This is a genomic window from Nostoc sp. DedQUE07 (assembly GCF_034530975.2).
GTDB lineage: Bacteria > Cyanobacteriota > Cyanobacteriia > Cyanobacteriales > Nostocaceae > Nostoc.
On the sequence record NZ_JAVRCC020000025.1, the window covers coordinates 75,340 to 94,106 of the forward strand.

An 18,767-nucleotide genomic window follows, 5' to 3' on the forward strand; every position below is an offset into this window, starting at 1 on the left:
CCAATCCCCAATCAAGGATAAAACCCCAACTTGGGCAACCCCAAGGTTTCATCCCAGCCCATCATCAGGTTCAGACACTGAATAGCTTGGCCCGCCTGTCCTTTAATTAGATTGTCAATTGCTGACATGACAATTACGCGACCCGTGCGTGGGTCAACTTCTACACCGATGTAACAAAGATTGCTGCCGTTAGCCCACTTGGTTTGGGGGTAAACGCCGCTACCGGAGACTCTTACCCAAGGAGAGTTGCGGTAGAAGGCTGAGAAAATTGTGATTAAGTCATCTCGCACTAGACCTGGATCGCTCATTGTGGCATATACCGTTGCCAAAATACCGCGTACCATTGGGATCAGGTGCGGTGTAAATTGAATCATGAGTTCGTGACCGGCTAAGTCACTGCAAATTTGCTCAATTTCTGGGGTATGACGGTGACGACCAACATTAAAAGCTGTTATGGAGTTGTCGGCTTCAGCTAGTAATAAGTTGGTTTGAGCCTGCCGTCCGCTACTAGATGTGCCAGACTTGGCATCGATAATAGCTGTTTCCGGTCTGATTAAGCCTTGCTTTAAAAGTGGCGAAAGTGCAAGAAGACTAGCAGTGGCATAGGAACCGGGACAGCCAATAAGTTGAGCTTCGGCAATGCGATCGCGATAAAGTTCTGGTAATCCATAAACTGCTGTAGCTGCAATTGTGCGATCGCTTCTCTCTGTACCATACCAATTGGTATAAGTTGTCAAATCACTAAACCGATAGTCTGCACTCAAATCTAGTACTTTACATCCTTTTTCCAAAAGTTTGGGTGCGATTTGGCAAGCCAGACCATTTGGTAAAGACAGGAAAACTACTTCACAGCGGTGAGCAATTATTTCTGGTTCTACCGCCTCTATTAGCAGGTTAGTTGCATGAGCCAGATGCGGGTAAAGATCCCCAAAGGATTTCCCGATACTAGTCTCACCTCCTAAATAAACCATTTCGACTTCTGGGTGATCCATCAGTAGTCGTACTAACTGCACTCCACCATAGCCCGACGCGCCAACAATCCCAACGGGTACGCGTCTAAATTTGCCCATGATCTGAAATCCTTATCCCATGAATGGTTAATTCGTTCTCAGCTATCAACAATATCAGCGACCAGACGCACAGCACACAAAAGGTCTTAAACCCCTCTACTTTGTTCTGAGAAGATGGGGGAGCAAACAAATGATTATTATGCTTCCTCATCCCCTTCATCCTTTGCGATCGCTGCACTTTATCCCCACTTTTAATGGCAAAAATTTTTGCCCCGTTATCAAATCATTGCTAGTCTACTTCTCTGCCTTATAAAGGAGCTACAATCTAAAAGAAGAAATTGTTAAAAAAATTTACGTTTATAGCTGGAAATCTTCTGTGTCACAGCCTAATCCTACCCAAGCTTTTAAATTTGATTCGATTGATGCCGCTTTAGCAGACCTAAAAGCTGGTCGCGTCATTGTAGTGGTAGATGATGAAAATAGAGAAAATGAAGGCGACTTAATTTGTGCTGCCCAATTTGCCACACCCGACATGATTAATTTTATGGCGGTGGAAGCAAGAGGACTAATTTGTTTGGCAATGACAGGCGATCGCCTAGACGAGCTAGACTTACCCTTGATGGTAAGCAACATTACAGATACTAACCAAACTGCTTTCACTGTCAGTATTGATGCCGGGCCAGAATTAGGTGTCACTACAGGCATTTCAGCAGAAGACCGCGCCCGCACTATCCAGGTTACTCTCAACCCAGCCACAAAACCTACCGATTTACGCCGTCCTGGACATATTTTTCCCATTCGGGCTAAGGTTGGAGGCGTACTCAAACGGGCAGGACATACGGAAGCGGCTGTGGACTTAGCTAGACTAGCAGGGCTATACCCAGCGGGGGTAATTTGTGAAATTCAAAACTCTGATGGTTCAATGGCGCGGTTGCAGCAGTTAGTTGAATACGCGAAACGTCACAATTTAAAAATTATTAGTATTGCGGATTTAATCAGCTATCGCCTACAGCACGATCGCTTAGTGTATCGTGAAGTTATTACTAAACTGCCTAGTCAATTCGGTCAGTTTGAGATTTACGCCTATCGCCATACTCTGGATAATACAGAACACGTGGCAATTGTTAAAGGCGATCCCGCTAACTTCAAAGATGAGCCAGTGATGGTACGGATGCACTCAGAATGCTTAACTGGTGATGCTTTGGGTTCTTTGCGCTGCGACTGTCGAATGCAGCTTGTAGCTGCACTGAAAATGATTGAGTCTGCTGGACAAGGTGTAGTTGTATACCTACGTCAAGAAGGACGAGGAATCGGCTTGATTAACAAGCTGAAAGCCTACTCGTTGCAGGATATGGGACTAGATACAGTAGAAGCAAATGAGCGTTTGGGATTTCCTGCTGACTTGCGAGACTACGGTATGGGGGCACAAATGCTCATGGATTTGGGCATCAAAAAGATTCGTCTGATCACCAATAATCCCCGCAAAATTGCAGGTGTCAAGGGTTATGGGCTGGAAGTAGTCGATCGCGTGCCATTGTTAATTGAGGCAAACGACTACAATTCCTATTATCTAGCGACAAAGGCGAAAAAGCTGGGTCACATGCTGTTACAAACTTATCTAGTAACAGTAGCAATCCATTGGCAAGATGACCCGGAAGCTGTAACCGAACGTTATGAACGCTTAGAGAAACTGCGACACTTAGCCAGAAGTAACGATCTATTGTTGCAGGAAGAAGCGCGCCCCTTAGCGATCGCTTTATTTGACGAGCCATCTTTAACTGTACACTTGGGTTTCGATCAGGCAAAAGTTGCTAGCTGTGATTGGTATCAGCAGAGTGGTCATCCTTACATACAGGCAATCTTCCAAATTCTGGATAACCTAGCAACAGTGCCTTACATCCAGAAACTAGAATTTCTGATTTCTTCTGGTTGCGATCCTTTGAGTAATTTACAAGTCCAACTAGATCGGCAGACATTCGCGGATGGTACACTGCCTTCATCGATTAGCGATCGCTTGGAGACGCAACAAATTTACAGCTTTAGCAAATAGCCACAACCCTAAAAGCCAACTTTTTAAGGAGTTAGAGGATTTATTGTGTGTAAGTCCTACATTGCCCCCAAACTTTTCAGCCGTTCTTTTATATAGACAATGAGAGCAATCAAAATTATTGTTGAAAAACATAATGACGGTTACGTAGCATATCCTTTGGGTATCAAGGGGGTTGTAGTTGGTGAAGGTGACAGCTATGAAGAAGCACTAGCTGATGTTAAATCTGCTATCCACTGCCATATAGAGATATTTGGTCAAGAGGTTTTAGAAGAGGAATCACCAGTCCTAGAAGCTTTTGTGGCGGAAGCTGAGGTTCCTATTTAATGGTTAAATTCCCAGTAGACGTACCGAAAGCTAAAGTAATTAAGACATTGGAATTTCTGGGATTCACTGTTATTAGGGAGCGGGAACATATTGTTATGAAGCGAGAAAACGAAGATGGAACAAAAACTCCACTGACTATGCCTAACCATTCTCAAATTAAAGGTTCAACGTTGAGATCCATTTGTACTCAAGCGGGTATTTCAAGAGAGGATTTTTTATCTGCTTATGAGCAAATCTGAAAGCAATACTGCTCGGTTAAAACTAAAAAATAGAAATGTGTAGCGAATTAGGCGAGGCTTTGGAACTGAAGTTCAATTATAAAACTCGCATTACAGGCATTACAGATACTTTTGCACCAACTACTCATCTAGCATGGCTTTTACTTCTTCATCTGTAGGTGGTAGGGTGTCAGTCTTCGCAATACCGATTAAACTTGCAGCTAAACCCTTTGGCTTTGACGTTGGCTGAAGTTTTGGTTGGAGCGATCGCTCTCCAAACTTCTACTGTTTACCTCAGAACACGAAACACCGAGTTCGGAACTCGACACTTGAGCCTCAGAACACGAAACACCGAGTTCGGAACTCGACACTTGAGCCTCAGAACATGAAACAGCGAGTTGAGAACTCGACACTTGAGCTTCAGAACACGAAACACCGAGTTCGGAACTCGACACTTGAGCCTCAGAACACGAAACACCGAGTTCGGAACTCGACACTTGAGCCTCAGAACATGAAACAGCGAGTTGAGAACTCGACACTTGAGCTTCAGAACACGAAACACCGAGTTCGGAACTCGAAGTGTCGAGATAAAAACGCCAGAGTTGAGTTCTTTAAAGAAGAGTGAGGAAGTGAAAGAGTGGGGAGTGAGGGAGTGAGGGAGAAGAATTAATAACCAATGCCCCATGCCCGAATGGCACTAAGAAAAGCTGAAAGTTCGTCTGGGCAGGGTGTTGGGGGTAGGGTGTTGGGTGTAGGGAAAAATCAAGAAAAGTAAATATGAGTGGGGATACAAATAAATTTCTGACTTACTACACCCACTCAGCCACACCCCACACCCAAAAGCCTTATATATAATGGGTTTGCCGTTAACAAGCGTGCCATTCGCCCCATGCCCCATGCCCCATGCCCCATGCCCAATTAATAATGAGTTGCCGACTTGCGATGATGCACAGCAGTAACGCCATCAGTATCTAACAGTTTGCCACTCTCGACAGTCGCATAAACCAGCCAATGGTCGCCAGACTCCATCCGGTTTTGTACGGAACATTCGAGATATGCTAGAGCATCCGTAAGTATGGGAGAACCGCTTTCAGCTTCTTCGGCGGCGACATCAGCAAATCGGTCTTGTCCTGGGCCAAAAGGTTTGAGGAAGTGCTTCATCAATCCCAGGTGATTCCCCTCTTTGAGGATATTGAGGACAAATTTGTTTCCTGTATGCGTCAGTGTTTCTACTGCCCGATCTTTGGCAACGGCGATGGTTAAACCAGGTGGACTAAAACTGGCTTGAGATACCCAAGAAGCTAACATGGCACTGGCGCGATCACCTTCTTTGGCTGTAAGAACGCAAAGAGAACCGACAATCCGACCAACTGCTTGTTCTACATTTGTTGCAGGTTGACTTGGCGATCGCACTTTTCTCGCTTTCTTCAGTGCTTGGGCAAAGTCGGTTCCAGCTTCTTCGCATAATTGTAAGGTGGCATCGTCGGGTTTGAATTTGACGCGGATGGTATCAAAACCAAACCGATAGCCAGCATCTTTTAATTTACTCTCGATTAAATCAACCGCTTCCCCACTCCAGCCAAAGGAACCAAAAGCACCGGCGAGTTTATTGTTAGTAGCGGTGGATAGCACAATCCCTAAAGCTGTTTGCACGGGTGTCGGTGCATGACCGCCAAGAGTGGGAGAACCGATGATGAAACCACCCGCTTTTTCGACAGCCGCTCGGATTTCTTCTGGTTCCGTAAATTCGCAGTTAATCGATTCTACAGCTACACCAGCTTTTGTAATCCCACGAGCGATCGCTTGGGCTAATGTGGCTGTATTTCCATAAGCTGATGCATAAATTAACGCTACTGTCAAGTCAGCAGAAGTTTGTTGTTGACTCCATTCTCGATAAGCTTTGGTCAGGTCGATTAAGCCATAGCGCACCAAAGGCCCGTGTCCAGTGGCATACATTCGCACGGGGAAATCAGCTAATTTCTCCAGCGCTGTTTCAACTTGACGAGCGTGGGGAGCCATCAGGCAATCAAAATAATAGCGCCGATCTTCGTTATATACTTCCCAGCCTTCATCAAATACCTGATCTCCACAAACGTGCGCCCCAAATAACTTATCTGTGTAGAGAATTTCTGTTTGTGGATCGTAGGTGCAAAGTTGATCGGCATAGCGGGGATTGGGAGTGGGAATAAATTCTAAATTATGCCCATTACCCAAATCTAGAGTTTCCTCGCCCCGCATCACAAGAATTTGCAAATCTTGATTTTCCAACGCTGCACGTAAATTTCTCGCCCCTGGATTAGAACACACAAAGGTGATTTGCGGGGCAATTTTTAATAAAGCTTTTAAAGTTGCAGCACGGTTAGGATTTACGTGTCCCAAAATTACATAATCTAAATCTTCAAGATGGAAACGCTGTTGCAAAGCTTCTAAATAAATTTGCGTAAAGGTTTCCCCTGGAGGATCGATAATGGCGGTTTTATCGCTTTCGATTAAATAAGAATTAGCAGTTGTACCCTTAGCAAGAGCATATTCAATTTCAAATCTCAGCCTTGACCAACTGCGCGATCGCAGTATTCTCGTATCTGTCGCAATCGGGAAAACTTGAACGTCACGGGGTTTGTTTTTTGACATAGCTAAAACAAGAGTTATGAGTTATGAGTTATGAGTTATGAGTTGAAGAAAGTCGTTAATCAAAATTTTTGAACTTCCGTTGTAGAGACGATCTCGTCTCTACAACTCCTAACTCCTAACTCCTAACTTTTTAGTAGTGGTTGCCGACTTTACGGTGATGCACAGCAGTTAAACTTTCTGGCTTAGAAACCCGTCCAGCGTAGACTGTGCTGTATACTGCCCAATGATCGCCGCAATCCATTCTGCTGATGACTTCACACTCCATGTAGGCGAGGGCATCGTTGAGGATGGGCGCACCATTTTCGGCTGGCTGAGTTCTCACACCTTGAAAACGATCTGCGCCAGGGGCGAACCGTTTCAAAAAGTGTTTCATTAATGGTTGGAAATTGCCTTCTTCTAAAACGTTGAGAACAAAGCGATCGCCTACTTGCATGAGTGATTCAATTGCCCGATCTTTGGCGACTGCAATCGAGAATCCCAACGGTTTGAAGCTAGCTTGAGCAACCCAAGAGGCTAGCATCGCACTGGAAACATCGCCTTTTTTGGCTGTAATAATATATAATCCGCCGCTAATTCTACCTAGTGCTTTATCTAAGTCAGCACCAAGGGATTTCATCGCTTTGATGTTGCGAGCGCGTGTTACCCATTGAGCTAAGTCTGTACCCGCTTCTTCACACAACTTGTAAGTATTTTCCGTAGGCGTTTGTTTAATCCGAATTGGTGGAAAAACTGTTGTCAAACCCAAATTGCGGAATTTACTCACCAAAGGATCTATTGGCTCATCATCGCCACCACCGGTTTCAAATACGCCGATAGCTTGCTTTTCTTTGGTCGATCCTAAAACAGTGCTGAGTGCAGCTTGGATGTTCGCAGCGCCAGAAGCCGGAGGTAATCCAACGACTAGTCCAGCACAACGGCTAACTAGTTCCCGCAGTTCTTGTAAATCGACTTCAGATCCCAAATCGACAATTTCCACTGCGACACCGGTTTTACCGATACCGTTGGCAATTGCTTGCGCTAGGCGATCGCTATATCCGTATTCAGAAACGTAAAATATCCCAATTATTGTTTCTGCCTTGGTTTGGCTTTGGCTCCAAGTGCGGTAACGTCCAACTAGTTCTTCTACATTGTGAGATAATAATGGGCCGTGCCCTGTGGCAATCATGTCGATCGTTTTCAGTTCACCCATCCGCTTCAGCGCAGATAGAACCGATCGGGCATTGGGCCCCATCAAGCAATCGTAGTAGTAATGAAAGTCTTCTTCGATCGCTGCCAGGTTTTCATCAAAGGTGCTATCTGAGCAATAGTGCAACCCAAAAGCGTCGCAGGTGTAGAGAATTTTGGTTTTGTGGTCAAAGCTGAAAATGGTATCCGGCCAATGTAAATTTGGAGCAATCACGAATTCAAATTCATGCCCATTGCCCAAATCTAAGCGATCGCCATTTTTCACAATCCGCCGTTTAAATGGCTGATGTACCAAATTCTCCAGAAACTGAATCGCCACTTTAGAACCGACAACGGTTATTTCTGGAGCCATAAGCAGCAAATCTTTAACTAAACCGCTATGGTCTGGCTCCGTGTGGCTGATAATTAAATAATCAATTTCTGTTGGGTTGATTAATCCGGTGAGCGTATCAAAGTATAGTTGGCGAAATTTTTCGTGGGAGGTATCAACTAAGGCAGTCTGCTCCCCGCGAATGAGAAACGAGTTATAAGTGGTGCCGTTTTGCAGACCAAACTCAATATCGAAGCGATCGCGATCCCAATCCAAAGAGCGAATAGCCGTTGTCTCTTGAGCAATCTCTACAGTCTGTATGGTGAGCCGTTTTTCAGTTTTTTCTGTGAGTGCTACCATAACTCCCTCCTTGACACAATGAGTATTTCTTCCTCTTCTTTTATTGTTACACGGCTTTAATGTTAATTTTTATTAAAAAACCTATAGTTGACTTAAAAAAGTTAAAAGTGTGAAACCACAGAGGCACAGAGAGGAAATTTGGCTAGCCTTGGAAATTGGTAATTCGCGGTTGCATTGGGCATTGTTTATTGGCGAGACACTTTACTCAGCTTGGGATACCGACTATCTTGCTGAGTCTGTCATACAACATCTAACTGAATTTCAAACCCTAGATGATTTATTGCTGGCAATTTCTCCAAGCCATCAACAAAGTAATTTTCTCACAAATACTCCACCCCTTTGCGCTTTTGTCTCTCTGCCCCCGTGCCCTCTTGTCCTTGCCTCAGTAGTTCCCAGTCAAACTGCTATTTGGCAAACTTACCCAAATGTTCGCGTTATTACCTTAGACCAAATACCACTAAAAGGCGTGTATCCCACACTAGGAATTGACCGCGCTTTAGCTTTGTGGGGTGCGGCGAAAACTTGGGGTTTTCCGATGTTGGTAATTGATGCTGGAACAGCGCTAACTTTCACGGCTGCGGATGCTAATGAGTGTCTAGTTGGAGGTGCAATTTTGCCGGGATTAGGCTTGCAATTTGCAACTCTCGGTCAAAAAACAGGACAATTACCATTAGTAGAAATGCAAAATTTTCCGTCTCTACCAGCACGTTTTGCTCTCAATACTAAAGAAGCAATTCAAAGCGGGATAATTTACACAGTATTAGCTGGGATCAAAGATTTTATTGAAGCCTGGTTGCAATTATTTCCTCATGGTAAGATTGCAATTAAAGGGGGCGACCGCACTTTTTTGATTAACTATTTACAAGCTTTATATCCTGAAATTACAGAACGTTTAATTGTGGAAGCAAATTTGATTTTTTGGGGAATGTGCGAAATAGTAATGGGTGATAGTACAGATGAAATAAAATGAAGAGAGAAGTTTATCCATAGTGAAGTTATGCCCAAAGCATCATCGCTTTATGTAATTATGCAACAACTTGCTGCCCTTTCTTTAGTGGATCTTTTCAAACTTAGGGCAATAATCGATGCGTTGATTGAGGAAAAATCTTCTCCACCGTCCAATATTTTGAGTGTTGGAAGCTATCAAAGAGCAATGTCTGTTTCTAGTGAAACGAGAGACATTGATATCGCTGCTGTATTCCCCCCTATGATTCCGGGGTCGAGTATAAGAGGTCAGATCAGATCCGCTATTATCTCAGGAAACTTAGAACACATTAATTTAGATGAATATCAAGTTGTCCAATTTTCTAAATCGGAAGCAAAAGGGGATGATTCTTTAGAAAAGGTAATAAAACTGGTTGACGAATGGATGGCTAATGAATCTGGATACGATGAGCAAACATACCCACAGATTGAGACAGCTTTGAACCAAAATCAGTTATCACTATAAAAACTTAGATGGGTAGAGCCATATTGCTAGACACTCATCCTTTGAGTCAAGTAACACATCCAAAAGTAAATCAAAAAGTCCAACAGTGGTTGAAATCTTTACAGAAAACCGAAACTGTTATACGTGTGCCAGAAATAGCCGATTATGAACTTCGGCGTGAACTATTGAGACAAGGAAAACAAAAGAGTACAGATCGCCTCAACAAACTTAGCCAAGATTGTCTCATCCCACTGACTCCCGAAACGATGCGAAAAGCAGCCGAATTATGGGCATGGGTACGAAACCAGGGGAAGCCTACAGCAAGCAATGAAAGTTTGGATGGTGATGTAATTCTTGCTGCTCAAGCAATTCTTCAATTAAAGAGTTTTGATCTGGTCATAGTTGTGACAACAAACTTGAAACACATATCACGGTTTGAAAGCGAAGGAATATGTGTTATGGATTGGCAACAAACCCTGAATAAGCTAGTTTAATTCGTTGAAATTATGACTTTTTAAAATACCTTGAATAAACTCCCGAATCTCGCTCGCCACAACCTCAGCACAAGATTCTGGCAAGTCATTTCCGGCATGAGCAATCATTTTCAACTCGACTTTCGGCATCAGTTGAGCATAAACACGGCTTCTGGCTAAAGCATCTGGTGTATCTTGCCCACCTTGTAAAATAAAAACTGGGACATCTATCATATAAAGCTGCTTTTGCAGTAATTCCGCCTCAATTTCTACTTGTCGCCGTTTGAAAAGTAACTGGCAACCTATGGGATACGGCAATAGCGATTGACGCAACTGCAAGTCTTGGGCAATTTTTTCATGCCAACCCAGGATTTTAGTCAAAGGACTGAGCGATCGCAACAATTTAACTACTAGTGGTGGATAATTCAATAATCGCCGCATTTTCTGGCAATACTCTTCTTGTCCTGCTATCTCTACGCCCTCTGGAGCTAGCAGTACCACACCATCAACTTTCTCTGGATACTTTAAAGCATAGCTAGCAGCAATCCAACCCCCAAGAGAATGCCCCACTAAATATACTTTTTCTAGCTTCACAGCTTGCAAAAATTCAGCTAGACACTCAACTTGTAAATCTATCGAATGGTAGATATTAGGATTTTCTGATTCACCAAATCCTAACAAATCAGGTGCAAAACAATGAAAATCTTGTGCAAGGGACTCCATCACAGCTAACCATTGACTGCTCTCATTCCAAGCACCATGTAAAAAAATTATAGGAGTTTTTTCACCGACTTCACGCCAGAAAAGTAGCCCTTGAGAGAGCTTTCTCCGGGAGTTACGGAATAGTGTATCCATTTTATTTAGTAGTTAACTTTTAGCATCATAATAAATAGTCATTAGTCATTAGTCATTAGTCAAATTACAAACACAAAGGTGTGGTGCGATTCGTTTAGCGTCTCCTTGGGGAGGCCTATCGTAGAGAAGAGAGGATTCCTTAAATCATAACCTTGGTGGAAATAACCAATGACAAATGACAAATGACAAATGACAAAATATTATTATGCCAATGTTGTCAAACCATTCAAGTAGTCTTGCAACTGCCGAGTATGGTCGTGAGACATCTTTCCTGAAGGTAGTAAACTGGGAGAAAAAGCTTGGATTTCCATGACTTCTAAGGTGTCTTGAATCTCCATTGTCCCATGCACCTCGGCTTCAACCACAATACAAATTGAATGGATTCTGGGATCGCGGTCTGGTGCAGAGTAAACTCCTACCAAACGTTTAATTGTCAACAATTCTAGCCCGGTTTCCTCCATCAATTCCCGGCGGACTGTATTGGGAATATCTTCTCCCCAATCAACAATCCCTCCAGGCAATGACCAAAGACCATTGTCACGGCGTCGGATCAGTACAATCCGACCATCGGGTAAAATTGGGATGATACTAGTGCCAGTAATGGGATGACGAAATATTATACCCAATACTGTTTGTCCAATACGCCATAAGCTACGTGTGGACTCGACAGCTGCCGGAAAAAAAGCGATAACGTTCAATCTTCAAAACTTCTGTGTTGTATTCTATAGTTCCTTACCACTTACACAGGCTCAACTAATAAAATTTTTGTTGAGTTTTGTTTTATACAAAAATGTTTGTGGTTTGAGATTTTATTCTCACGATTTATGTAGAATACTATCAATTCTAACACCAAGTTTCAATAGAAGCACTGTATTTATATATACACAATATTTCTAGAACCAGGTAAATTTTCAGTTTATAGCTAGCATTAGTGCTGCTGAAAGTAGCTATCACTAGTAGTTTTTCACGTACACATTAACAAAAATAATATGAAGAATAAGTCATAATCCAAAATTCTGAATTCTAAATTTATTTATAAGACACAACTAAGTAGGGTTTAAGACCTCCACTTAATTAAAGACTATTAGATCAAATATTAAACTTTATCTTAAACCCACCTATGTTACCTAAGTTTTGATGACTGACTCCTGAATTATTTTTTGATAATATTGGTTTGTTTCAAGAACAACAACTAGTGAGCTAATTTACAATCTATTTGACAGATTGGAATCTAAGAAAAGATATTTTTCATCTTACTGGCGGAGAAAATTCAGAATTTTTATTGACAAAATTAAGTAGAATGCGATAGACTAGTACACTGTTTAAAGCGTATTTATTGCTGCACTAGGTTAGAAGTATATCAATAATATTGGTAACTAATATTGCCTACGTGATGCCTAGTTGCTACTTTTTTGTTGTTTATTAATGAGGTGAACATGGCCAAGCGCCGTAACCCGAAAAAAGAAAAGGCGCTACGTAACCAGGCGTATGCCAGAAAGTTTCGTAAACGGACTACGACAGGAAGAATGCAGAGAAGGTTCCAACAAAGACCACCAAAGAGTGAGGAAGAAGAAGGCGCAGCAGCAGCTGACACTGAATAAGTTGCCTGCCTAAATCTTTATTGTTTGGGTTATTTACCTTTTAGGGCGCACATTTATTTGTACGCCCTTATTTATGATTGGGTATGGGGCATGGGGCATTAGTTATTCCCCTTGTCCCCCTTGTCTCCCTTATCCCCTCATTCCCCAATGCCTCTATTGAGCAATTTGAGCGCGGGCGGCTATTAGTGCTTTGTTTACCTGTACAAAGCCAGTACCTCCGTAACTGTTGCGGGCAGCAACAACTTGACGGGGGGAGATTGCCTCATAAATATCTGCTGCAAATGCTGGATGTAGTTGTTGCCACTCTTCCAATTTCAAATCTTTCAGGAGTTTACCTGCGGTAATACTAGTTTTTACCACCTTACCCACAAGGTTGTAAGCTTCCCGGAAAGGAACGCCCCGTGCTGCAAGATAATCTGCTACATCGGTAGCATTAGAAAAATCTTCCGCAACAGCTGATGCTAACCGCTGGGTACGAAATTCTAAGCCTTCCCTGAGCAAAATCGTCATCGCTTCTAGAGACGCTTTGACTGTGTTAACGCTATCAAATAGACCTTCTTTATCTTCTTGTAAGTCTTTGTTATATGCCAGAGGTAGCCCCTTCATAATCACTAACATTGCCTGGAGATGACCGAATACACGTCCTGTTTTGCCCCGCACCAATTCTGGTACATCGGGGTTTTTCTTTTGGGGCATGATACTGGAACCCGTAGCACAGCTATCTTTGAGGGTGACAAAGCGAAATTCTTCAGATGACCAAAGAATGACTTCTTCTGCAAGGCGGCTGAGGTGAACCATAATCAAGCTAGCAGCACACAAAAATTCGATCGCAAAATCGCGATCGCTCACTCCATCGAGGCTGTTAGCATAAATATCGTCGAAATTCAAGAGTTTGGCTGTGTAGTGGCGGTCAATGGGGAAAGTAGTTCCCGCTAAAGCACCGCATCCTAAAGGTGAAATATTCACGCGGCGAGAAACGTCTCCTAAGCGTTCCCAGTCGCGTTGCGCCATTTGAAAGTATGCCAAGAGGTGGTGAGCTAAACTCAGGGGTTGGGCGCGTTGGAGGTGGGTATAGCCAGGAATCAAAGTTTCAACGTGCTTTTCGGCTATATCAAGTAAAACACTTTGAAATTCTCGTAATTGGCTTTTGATTTGTTGGATTTGGTCGCGCAGGTAGAGTCTGGTATCAGTACCAACTTGGTCATTACGCGATCGCGCTGTATGCAGCTTTTTACCCACATCGCCAACAATTTCTGTCAGTCGGCGTTCAACTGCAAAATGCACATCTTCAGCATCGACACCGGGCTGAAATTTCCCCTGGCGGTACTCTTGGCGAATTTGTTCTAAACCGGCAACCAGTTGCTCTCCTTCTTCTGGGGAGATAATGCCCGTGTGAGCAAGCATTTTGGCATGAGCTTGAGAACCAGTCAGGTCATATTCGATTAATTCAATATCAAAACTTATACTGGCATTAAAACGAGCGATCGCTGGATGCAACGCTGATTCAAACCGCTGGCTCCAAGTTTCTTTTTTGGTCATAAATTATCAAAAGGTGGGCGATAGTTAAGAGTTAAGAGTGAGGAGTTATGAGTTTTTGACTCCTAACTTCTCACTCCTCACTTTCAACTCCTAACTTTTAAATTTAACCGTAGCTAGTTAGATTCCGAATCATATAGCCAATGACTAAACCAATCAACAATGCCCATACTTGACCTGTTTGTATAAAGTGGCTCCAAGCTTTTTGCATCTGACCCATAACGTTTGGATCGGTGATTGTTTGTGCTAGTGCCGTCAAATTTACAGGCAAATGCCAAAGTAACTGAGATGTCAAATCGCTGTAATTGCTCATCTTTGGTGATTAAGAAGTTAGAGGTGGCAAATTTCAGCATCAGTTTATTATTTACATTAATTACTGATATTTACTGAAATATTAGATATAACTTCAATGTCTTAACTCAAGATGCAGCCGATGCCAACCGCAATTTCTCGGCAGTCCGCAAAATTTGCCCCGCCAAAACTGCTGCACCAAAACCATTATCGATATTGACTACGCCTACTCCCGCAGCACAAGAGTTAAGCATTGTCAATAAAGGTGCTAAACCACCAAAACTTGCGCCATAACCGATGCTAGTGGGTACGGCAATCACAGGACAACTCGCTAAACCAGCGACAACGCTGGGTAAAGCGCCTTCCATCCCCGCCACGACAATCAACACCGATGCTGATTCAATCAGGTGGCGGTTACTCAGCAAACGGTGAATTCCAGCAACACCAACATCCCAGAGACGCTGTACCCGAAAACCAGAAAGTTCAGCAGTGACAGCCGCTTCTTCAGCAACGGCTAAATCGGCAGTACCAGCAGAAAGAATGCCAATTTCACCTGCAAATTGTGGTTCGATGGTAGGGGGAGCGATCGCACAAATTCGCGCCGATTCGTAATATCGCAAACCGCTAACTTTTGATTGCAGTACGGTATAAACTGCTGGTTCGATACGAGTTGCCATCACGACCGGATTGCGGAGGCGCATCACCTCGATAATTTGAGCAATTTGGTCGGGAGTCTTACCAGGGCCCCAAATCACCTCTGGAAAACCAGTTCTTAGCTGGCGATGATGGTCAATTTTAGCAAATTCACCTACAGATTCATAAGTTAAATCTTTGAGTGAGTCTAATGCCGTATCTGGCGTAACTTTACCATTAGCAACCGCTTCTAAGAGCGATCGCAAAGTTTTTTCATTGGTCATGGGTCATTTTTCCTTTGTCATTTGTCATTTGTTTTTTGTGAATAAACAATGCCCCATGCCCCTCAATAGTAATTAGTGCTGAGTGCTGAGTTGTGAATCTTACTTATTTACTAGGAACTCGGAACGGGCTAAACGCCCCGCTTCCGCTAAAGGAACTGTTTTGCCCAATGCCCAATGCCTAATCTTCTGTTACTTTAATTTGTTCAATATTCCAGAATGCGCCGCCAAGAGCAGAGAATTTAATGCCTTCAAAACGATTACGCACCGCTGATAATGAATAAGGATTAACCAAGTAAATAAAAGGTAAATTTTCCTGAGTAATCCGCTGTGTTTCGGCATAAATCGCTTTAACTTTAGCTTCGTCTAATTCCTGTGCAGCTTGAATGTAAAGATTCCCTATTTCCGCTTCCCAAGGAGCAACCTCCCAACCCTGAATCGGCTTTTGTCCTGCTTGGGGTTTCTGATTAAACATGTGCAATCCGCCTTCAGGTGCCCAGACATTAGCTCCGTCATTCGGTTCTAATCCGCCAGTCAAACCCATCAAAGAAGCTTCCCAATCCAAGGAGTTAGAAGTTTTATCAGTAAAAGTATTCCATGCCAACGGCGTGAAATCAACTTGAATGCCGATTTTGCTCAAGTCTTGTTTAATCTGCGATCCCATTGCCTCACGGATTTTATTTCCAGCATTAGTAAGCAAAGAGAAACGAACGCGATTTCCCTGAGAATCTACTAACTGATTGTTGTTGTACTTAAATCCTGCTTTTAGCAGTAATTCCTTCGCTTTTTGTTGATTGTAATCGTAAACTTTTAACCCCTCTTTAGGGGAAAGGTAATAGGGGCTTTGCACAGAAATCGGTGAATTTTGTGCTACACCCAAGCCGCGAAAAGTATTATTAATCATCGTTTGGCGGTCAATTGCATAAGCTATAGCTTGCCGAAATTGCACATTATTGAACCACCGAGATTTAACTGGATCTACCAGTGGTTTTCCGTCCCTTTTACCTTTGTTGAGATTGAACCAAACAAACGATGTAGCAGATGTTGGCCCTCCATTATAAATTGTGAAATTACTCTGTTTTTCTTGCACCTTTAGCAAAGAAAAGTAATCTGGTGACACTCCTACAGTATCTAACCCGCCAGAACGAAATTGCAGCAAGGAAGTATCTGTTGATTCCACAATTTGCCAAATTACCCGTTCAATATAAGGTTGGGAATTACCTTGAGCGTCCTTGCGCCAGTAGTAGGGATTGCGCCGGAAGACCACACGCTGACTTGTGTCGTAGCGCTCTATTTTGTAAGGGCCGTTGACAATAATTTGGTCGGGAGGAGTATCAACACCCCATTTTGTCAGAAAAATCGGACTCCCATTTTGGTCTTTGATTTTTACTGATTGTTGCAATATGTGGGCAGGCAAAATTGGCGAACCTGTATTTAGTAAGAAAGGTCTAAAGGGTTCTGGTACGATAAACTCAACCCGGCGCTCATCCACTTTTTGCACAGTGGGTAGCTTCCGACTCTCACCAATTCTCAAACCGTCTCTCACATCTGTAGGAATTGCTTCGTTAAGGTAAATATCGTTGTAGGTAAACACCACATCATCTACTGTTAGTGGCTGACCATCAGACCATTTCAACCCTTCGCGTAGGGTAAAAACAATCTTTAATTTATCATCAGAAATTTGCCAGGATTCAGCTAATGCTGGCTCAATTTTTGCAGTGATTGGATTTTGGGTAATTAACCCCTCGTAAATTAAAGGAAAAACATTAGGAAACTCTTGACTCAGGGGGTAGTTAAAAGTTTTAGGATCGCTGAGAATGCTACTTACTAATTGCGGTACTTGAGCAGCGTGACTTTTAAAGTTAGCTGGGTTGCAGGCGGTAACTGTAAATGCTATTGCTGAAGTAAAAATTATTGGCAGCCAAAAACGTTTAATTGCCAAAAATATTTGTCTAAAAAAGTTCATAATTACTAATCTATTTACATTCTAATCAGTCTTGAATATCTTTATTAGAAGCTAAAGAAAGTTATTCTGAAGCACCTAGCAAGACGACAGCATAAGCACATATACCTTCTTCACGGCCAACAGGGCCTAATTTTTCATTGGTTGTAGCTTTGATGCCAATTTGATTTGGTTGTAATTCTAAAACCGCCGCTAGTTTGTCGCGCATATTCTCAATATGCGGCTTTAATTTTGGACGTTCTGCTACTATCACCGAGTCAATGTTTCCGATCTGCCAGCCTTGAGCGCGAATCAGTTGATGTACTTGAGTTAATAGTACTAAACTATCTGCTCCCGCCCATTTGGGATCGCTAGGTGGAAAATAATGACCAATATCGCCCAAAGATAATGCCCCAAGCATGGCATCCATAATCGCGTGTGTTAGCACATCAGCGTCACTGTGCCCTAATAAACCCAGTTCATGGGGAATTTGAATTCCACCTAAAATCAAAGCGCGATCGCTCACCAGTTGATGAATATCGTAGCCGTTACCAATACGAATTTTTGTCATTTGTCGTTTGTCATTTGTCATTTGTCAGGAGTTATAAATTATTCTTCTCTCCATACTCCCCTGCTTTCCTGCTCCCCCTGCTCCCCCTGCTCCCCCTGCATCAATTTCTCCAGGAGATCGGGGCGGCGATCGCGGGTTCTTTGAATTTGTTGTTCGTAACGCCATCGAGCGATCGCGGCGTGATTTCCACTGAGCAAGACATCAGGCACTTTCAAACCGCGAAAATTCGCCGGACGAGTATATTGGGGATAATCCAATAACCCCTCCTCAAAACTTTCTGCTGTCAGGGACTCCGTTTTAGCCACAGTCCCTGGTATTAGCCGCACTACACCATTAATTAAGGCCATTGCTGGAATTTCTCCACCGGTCAGAATAAAATCGCCTAAAGATACTTCACGAGTTACCAAATGCAGCACTCTCTCATCCACTCCTTCGTAATGCCCGCAAATAACTACTAACTGGTCATAATTTGTCGCCAATTCTTTCAAAAGAGCTTGATTAATTGTTTGACCCTGTGGACTCATCAAAATTACTTCTCTTCGGGGTAGAATCGGCAGCGACTCTACAGCGGTAAAAATAGGTTCTGGCTTCATTAGCATCCCAACGCCGCCGCCGTAGGGTTCATCGTCTACCTTTCGGTGTTTATCAGTGGTAAAGTCCCGTGGATTAATCAGATGCACTTCGGCAATCTGTTTGGCTAAGGCTTTACCTAGCAGCCCAGAATTGAGAACAGAGTTAAAACAGTCAGGAAAAAGCGTAACTATATCAAAGCGCACAGTTATTCGTATTCGAGGACACTAATCTTAAATTTGAATGTCTAGCAAACACCAGCAAGCCAAGGTCGGGTTAAACTCCAGTTAAACTTTATCAATAGTATCTAAAACTACCAGACCTCCTGGATTTTAGATGGGATCAAAAGTTTTTCTAATTACTTAATTTATGTTTAAATGTTGTCACAACTACATTTAAATTAATAATCATATCAAGTTAACAACTTCCAGGATGCATCGAGCCAGCCTCAGAAAAAAGCGTAGTCTTAACTGCTTTTCCCCAACTCTAAAGGGGGA

Annotated in this window: 19 protein-coding genes; 7 read left to right on the forward strand and 12 right to left on the reverse strand. The window is 43.0% G+C overall.

Going from position 1 to position 18,767, the window contains the following annotated elements; genetic code table 11:
- Positions 1–11: 11 nt before the first annotated feature.
- Positions 12–1,070 (reverse strand): N-acetyl-gamma-glutamyl-phosphate reductase, encoded by a 1,059-nt coding sequence (gene argC, locus RMZ95_RS19480; RefSeq protein WP_322682226.1) that lies wholly within the window; start codon positions 1,068–1,070, stop codon positions 12–14.
- Between the two features lie 316 nt (positions 1,071–1,386).
- On the opposite strand from argC, the gene ribBA reads away from it, so the two are divergent.
- The 4 genes from ribBA (at position 1,387) to RMZ95_RS19500 (ending at position 3,781) form a co-directional block, all read left to right on the forward strand.
- The gene (gene ribBA, locus RMZ95_RS19485) at positions 1,387–3,060 is read left to right on the forward strand and encodes a bifunctional 3,4-dihydroxy-2-butanone-4-phosphate synthase/GTP cyclohydrolase II (protein WP_322669815.1); all 1,674 of its coding nucleotides are present in this window, start codon (positions 1,387–1,389) and stop codon (positions 3,058–3,060) included.
- Between the two features lie 99 nt (positions 3,061–3,159).
- Positions 3,160–3,384, forward strand: coding sequence for a type II toxin-antitoxin system HicB family antitoxin (locus tag RMZ95_RS19490; protein WP_292755533.1), 225 nt, complete (start codon positions 3,160–3,162; stop codon positions 3,382–3,384).
- Complete coding sequence (locus RMZ95_RS19495) at positions 3,384–3,623, forward strand: type II toxin-antitoxin system HicA family toxin (protein WP_322682225.1); 240 nt, start codon at positions 3,384–3,386, stop codon at positions 3,621–3,623. Before RMZ95_RS19490 ends, RMZ95_RS19495 begins: the two co-directional genes overlap by 1 nt.
- A gap of 35 nt (positions 3,624–3,658) precedes the next feature.
- On the forward strand, positions 3,659–3,781 hold the full coding sequence (locus RMZ95_RS19500) for a hypothetical protein (RefSeq protein ID WP_322682224.1): 123 nt from the start codon (positions 3,659–3,661) through the stop codon (positions 3,779–3,781).
- Between the two features lie 42 nt (positions 3,782–3,823).
- Here RMZ95_RS19500 and RMZ95_RS19505 read toward each other — a convergent pair whose 3' ends face one another.
- The 3 genes from RMZ95_RS19505 to RMZ95_RS19515 all read right to left on the reverse strand — a co-directional run bounded on the left by RMZ95_RS19505 (position 3,824) and on the right by RMZ95_RS19515 (position 8,088).
- Positions 3,824–4,141, reverse strand: a complete 318-nt coding sequence (locus tag RMZ95_RS19505) for a hypothetical protein (protein ID WP_409883211.1) — start codon at positions 4,139–4,141, stop codon at positions 3,824–3,826.
- A 379-nt stretch (positions 4,142–4,520) separates the two neighbouring features.
- Positions 4,521–6,233, reverse strand: coding sequence for a diflavin flavoprotein (locus RMZ95_RS19510; protein ID WP_322686634.1), 1,713 nt, complete (start codon positions 6,231–6,233; stop codon positions 4,521–4,523).
- A gap of 130 nt (positions 6,234–6,363) precedes the next feature.
- A complete protein-coding gene (locus RMZ95_RS19515) occupies positions 6,364–8,088 on the reverse strand; it encodes a diflavin flavoprotein (protein WP_322686635.1) in 1,725 nt (574 codons plus the stop codon).
- A gap of 109 nt (positions 8,089–8,197) precedes the next feature.
- Between RMZ95_RS19515 and RMZ95_RS19520 the strand changes: the two genes are divergently transcribed.
- From RMZ95_RS19520 to RMZ95_RS19530, 3 genes are read left to right on the forward strand one after another with little or no spacing between them, the layout of a single operon-like run.
- On the forward strand, positions 8,198–9,058 hold the full coding sequence (locus tag RMZ95_RS19520) for a pantothenate kinase (RefSeq protein ID WP_322686636.1): 861 nt from the start codon (positions 8,198–8,200) through the stop codon (positions 9,056–9,058).
- A 27-nt stretch (positions 9,059–9,085) separates the two neighbouring features.
- Positions 9,086–9,538 (forward strand): hypothetical protein, encoded by a 453-nt coding sequence (locus tag RMZ95_RS19525; protein WP_322686637.1) that lies wholly within the window; start codon positions 9,086–9,088, stop codon positions 9,536–9,538.
- Between the two features lie 8 nt (positions 9,539–9,546).
- Positions 9,547–10,011, forward strand: a complete 465-nt coding sequence (locus tag RMZ95_RS19530) for a type II toxin-antitoxin system VapC family toxin (protein WP_322686638.1) — start codon at positions 9,547–9,549, stop codon at positions 10,009–10,011.
- Here RMZ95_RS19530 and RMZ95_RS19535 read toward each other — a convergent pair.
- The 8 genes from RMZ95_RS19535 to trmD all read right to left on the reverse strand — a co-directional run bounded on the left by RMZ95_RS19535 (position 10,003) and on the right by trmD (position 18,476).
- On the reverse strand, positions 10,003–10,845 hold the full coding sequence (locus RMZ95_RS19535) for an alpha/beta hydrolase (protein WP_322686639.1): 843 nt from the start codon (positions 10,843–10,845) through the stop codon (positions 10,003–10,005). The two genes, RMZ95_RS19530 and RMZ95_RS19535, sit on opposite strands and share 9 nt — an antisense overlap.
- Before the next feature lie 203 nt (positions 10,846–11,048).
- On the reverse strand, positions 11,049–11,543 hold the full coding sequence (locus tag RMZ95_RS19540) for an NUDIX hydrolase (RefSeq protein ID WP_322686640.1): 495 nt from the start codon (positions 11,541–11,543) through the stop codon (positions 11,049–11,051).
- Positions 11,544–12,599: 1,056 nt separating this feature from the next.
- Positions 12,600–13,985: an argininosuccinate lyase gene (gene argH, locus RMZ95_RS19545; RefSeq protein WP_322686641.1), complete on the reverse strand. Its 1,386-nt coding sequence runs from the start codon at positions 13,983–13,985 to the stop codon at positions 12,600–12,602.
- A gap of 103 nt (positions 13,986–14,088) precedes the next feature.
- On the reverse strand, positions 14,089–14,295 hold the full coding sequence (locus tag RMZ95_RS19550) for a hypothetical protein (protein ID WP_094348493.1): 207 nt from the start codon (positions 14,293–14,295) through the stop codon (positions 14,089–14,091).
- 106 nt (positions 14,296–14,401) lie between these two features.
- A complete protein-coding gene (gene larB, locus RMZ95_RS19555) occupies positions 14,402–15,190 on the reverse strand; it encodes a nickel pincer cofactor biosynthesis protein LarB (RefSeq protein ID WP_322686642.1) in 789 nt (262 codons plus the stop codon).
- 178 nt (positions 15,191–15,368) lie between these two features.
- The gene (locus RMZ95_RS19560) at positions 15,369–17,153 is read right to left on the reverse strand and encodes an ABC transporter substrate-binding protein (protein WP_322686643.1); all 1,785 of its coding nucleotides are present in this window, start codon (positions 17,151–17,153) and stop codon (positions 15,369–15,371) included.
- A gap of 61 nt (positions 17,154–17,214) precedes the next feature.
- Positions 17,215–17,700, reverse strand: a complete 486-nt coding sequence (gene ispF / locus RMZ95_RS19565) for a 2-C-methyl-D-erythritol 2,4-cyclodiphosphate synthase (protein ID WP_322669802.1) — start codon at positions 17,698–17,700, stop codon at positions 17,215–17,217.
- Between the two features lie 38 nt (positions 17,701–17,738).
- Entirely contained in the window at positions 17,739–18,476 is a 738-nt protein-coding gene (gene trmD / locus RMZ95_RS19570; RefSeq protein ID WP_322686644.1) for a tRNA (guanosine(37)-N1)-methyltransferase TrmD, read from the reverse strand.
- Positions 18,477–18,767: the final 291 nt, after the last annotated feature.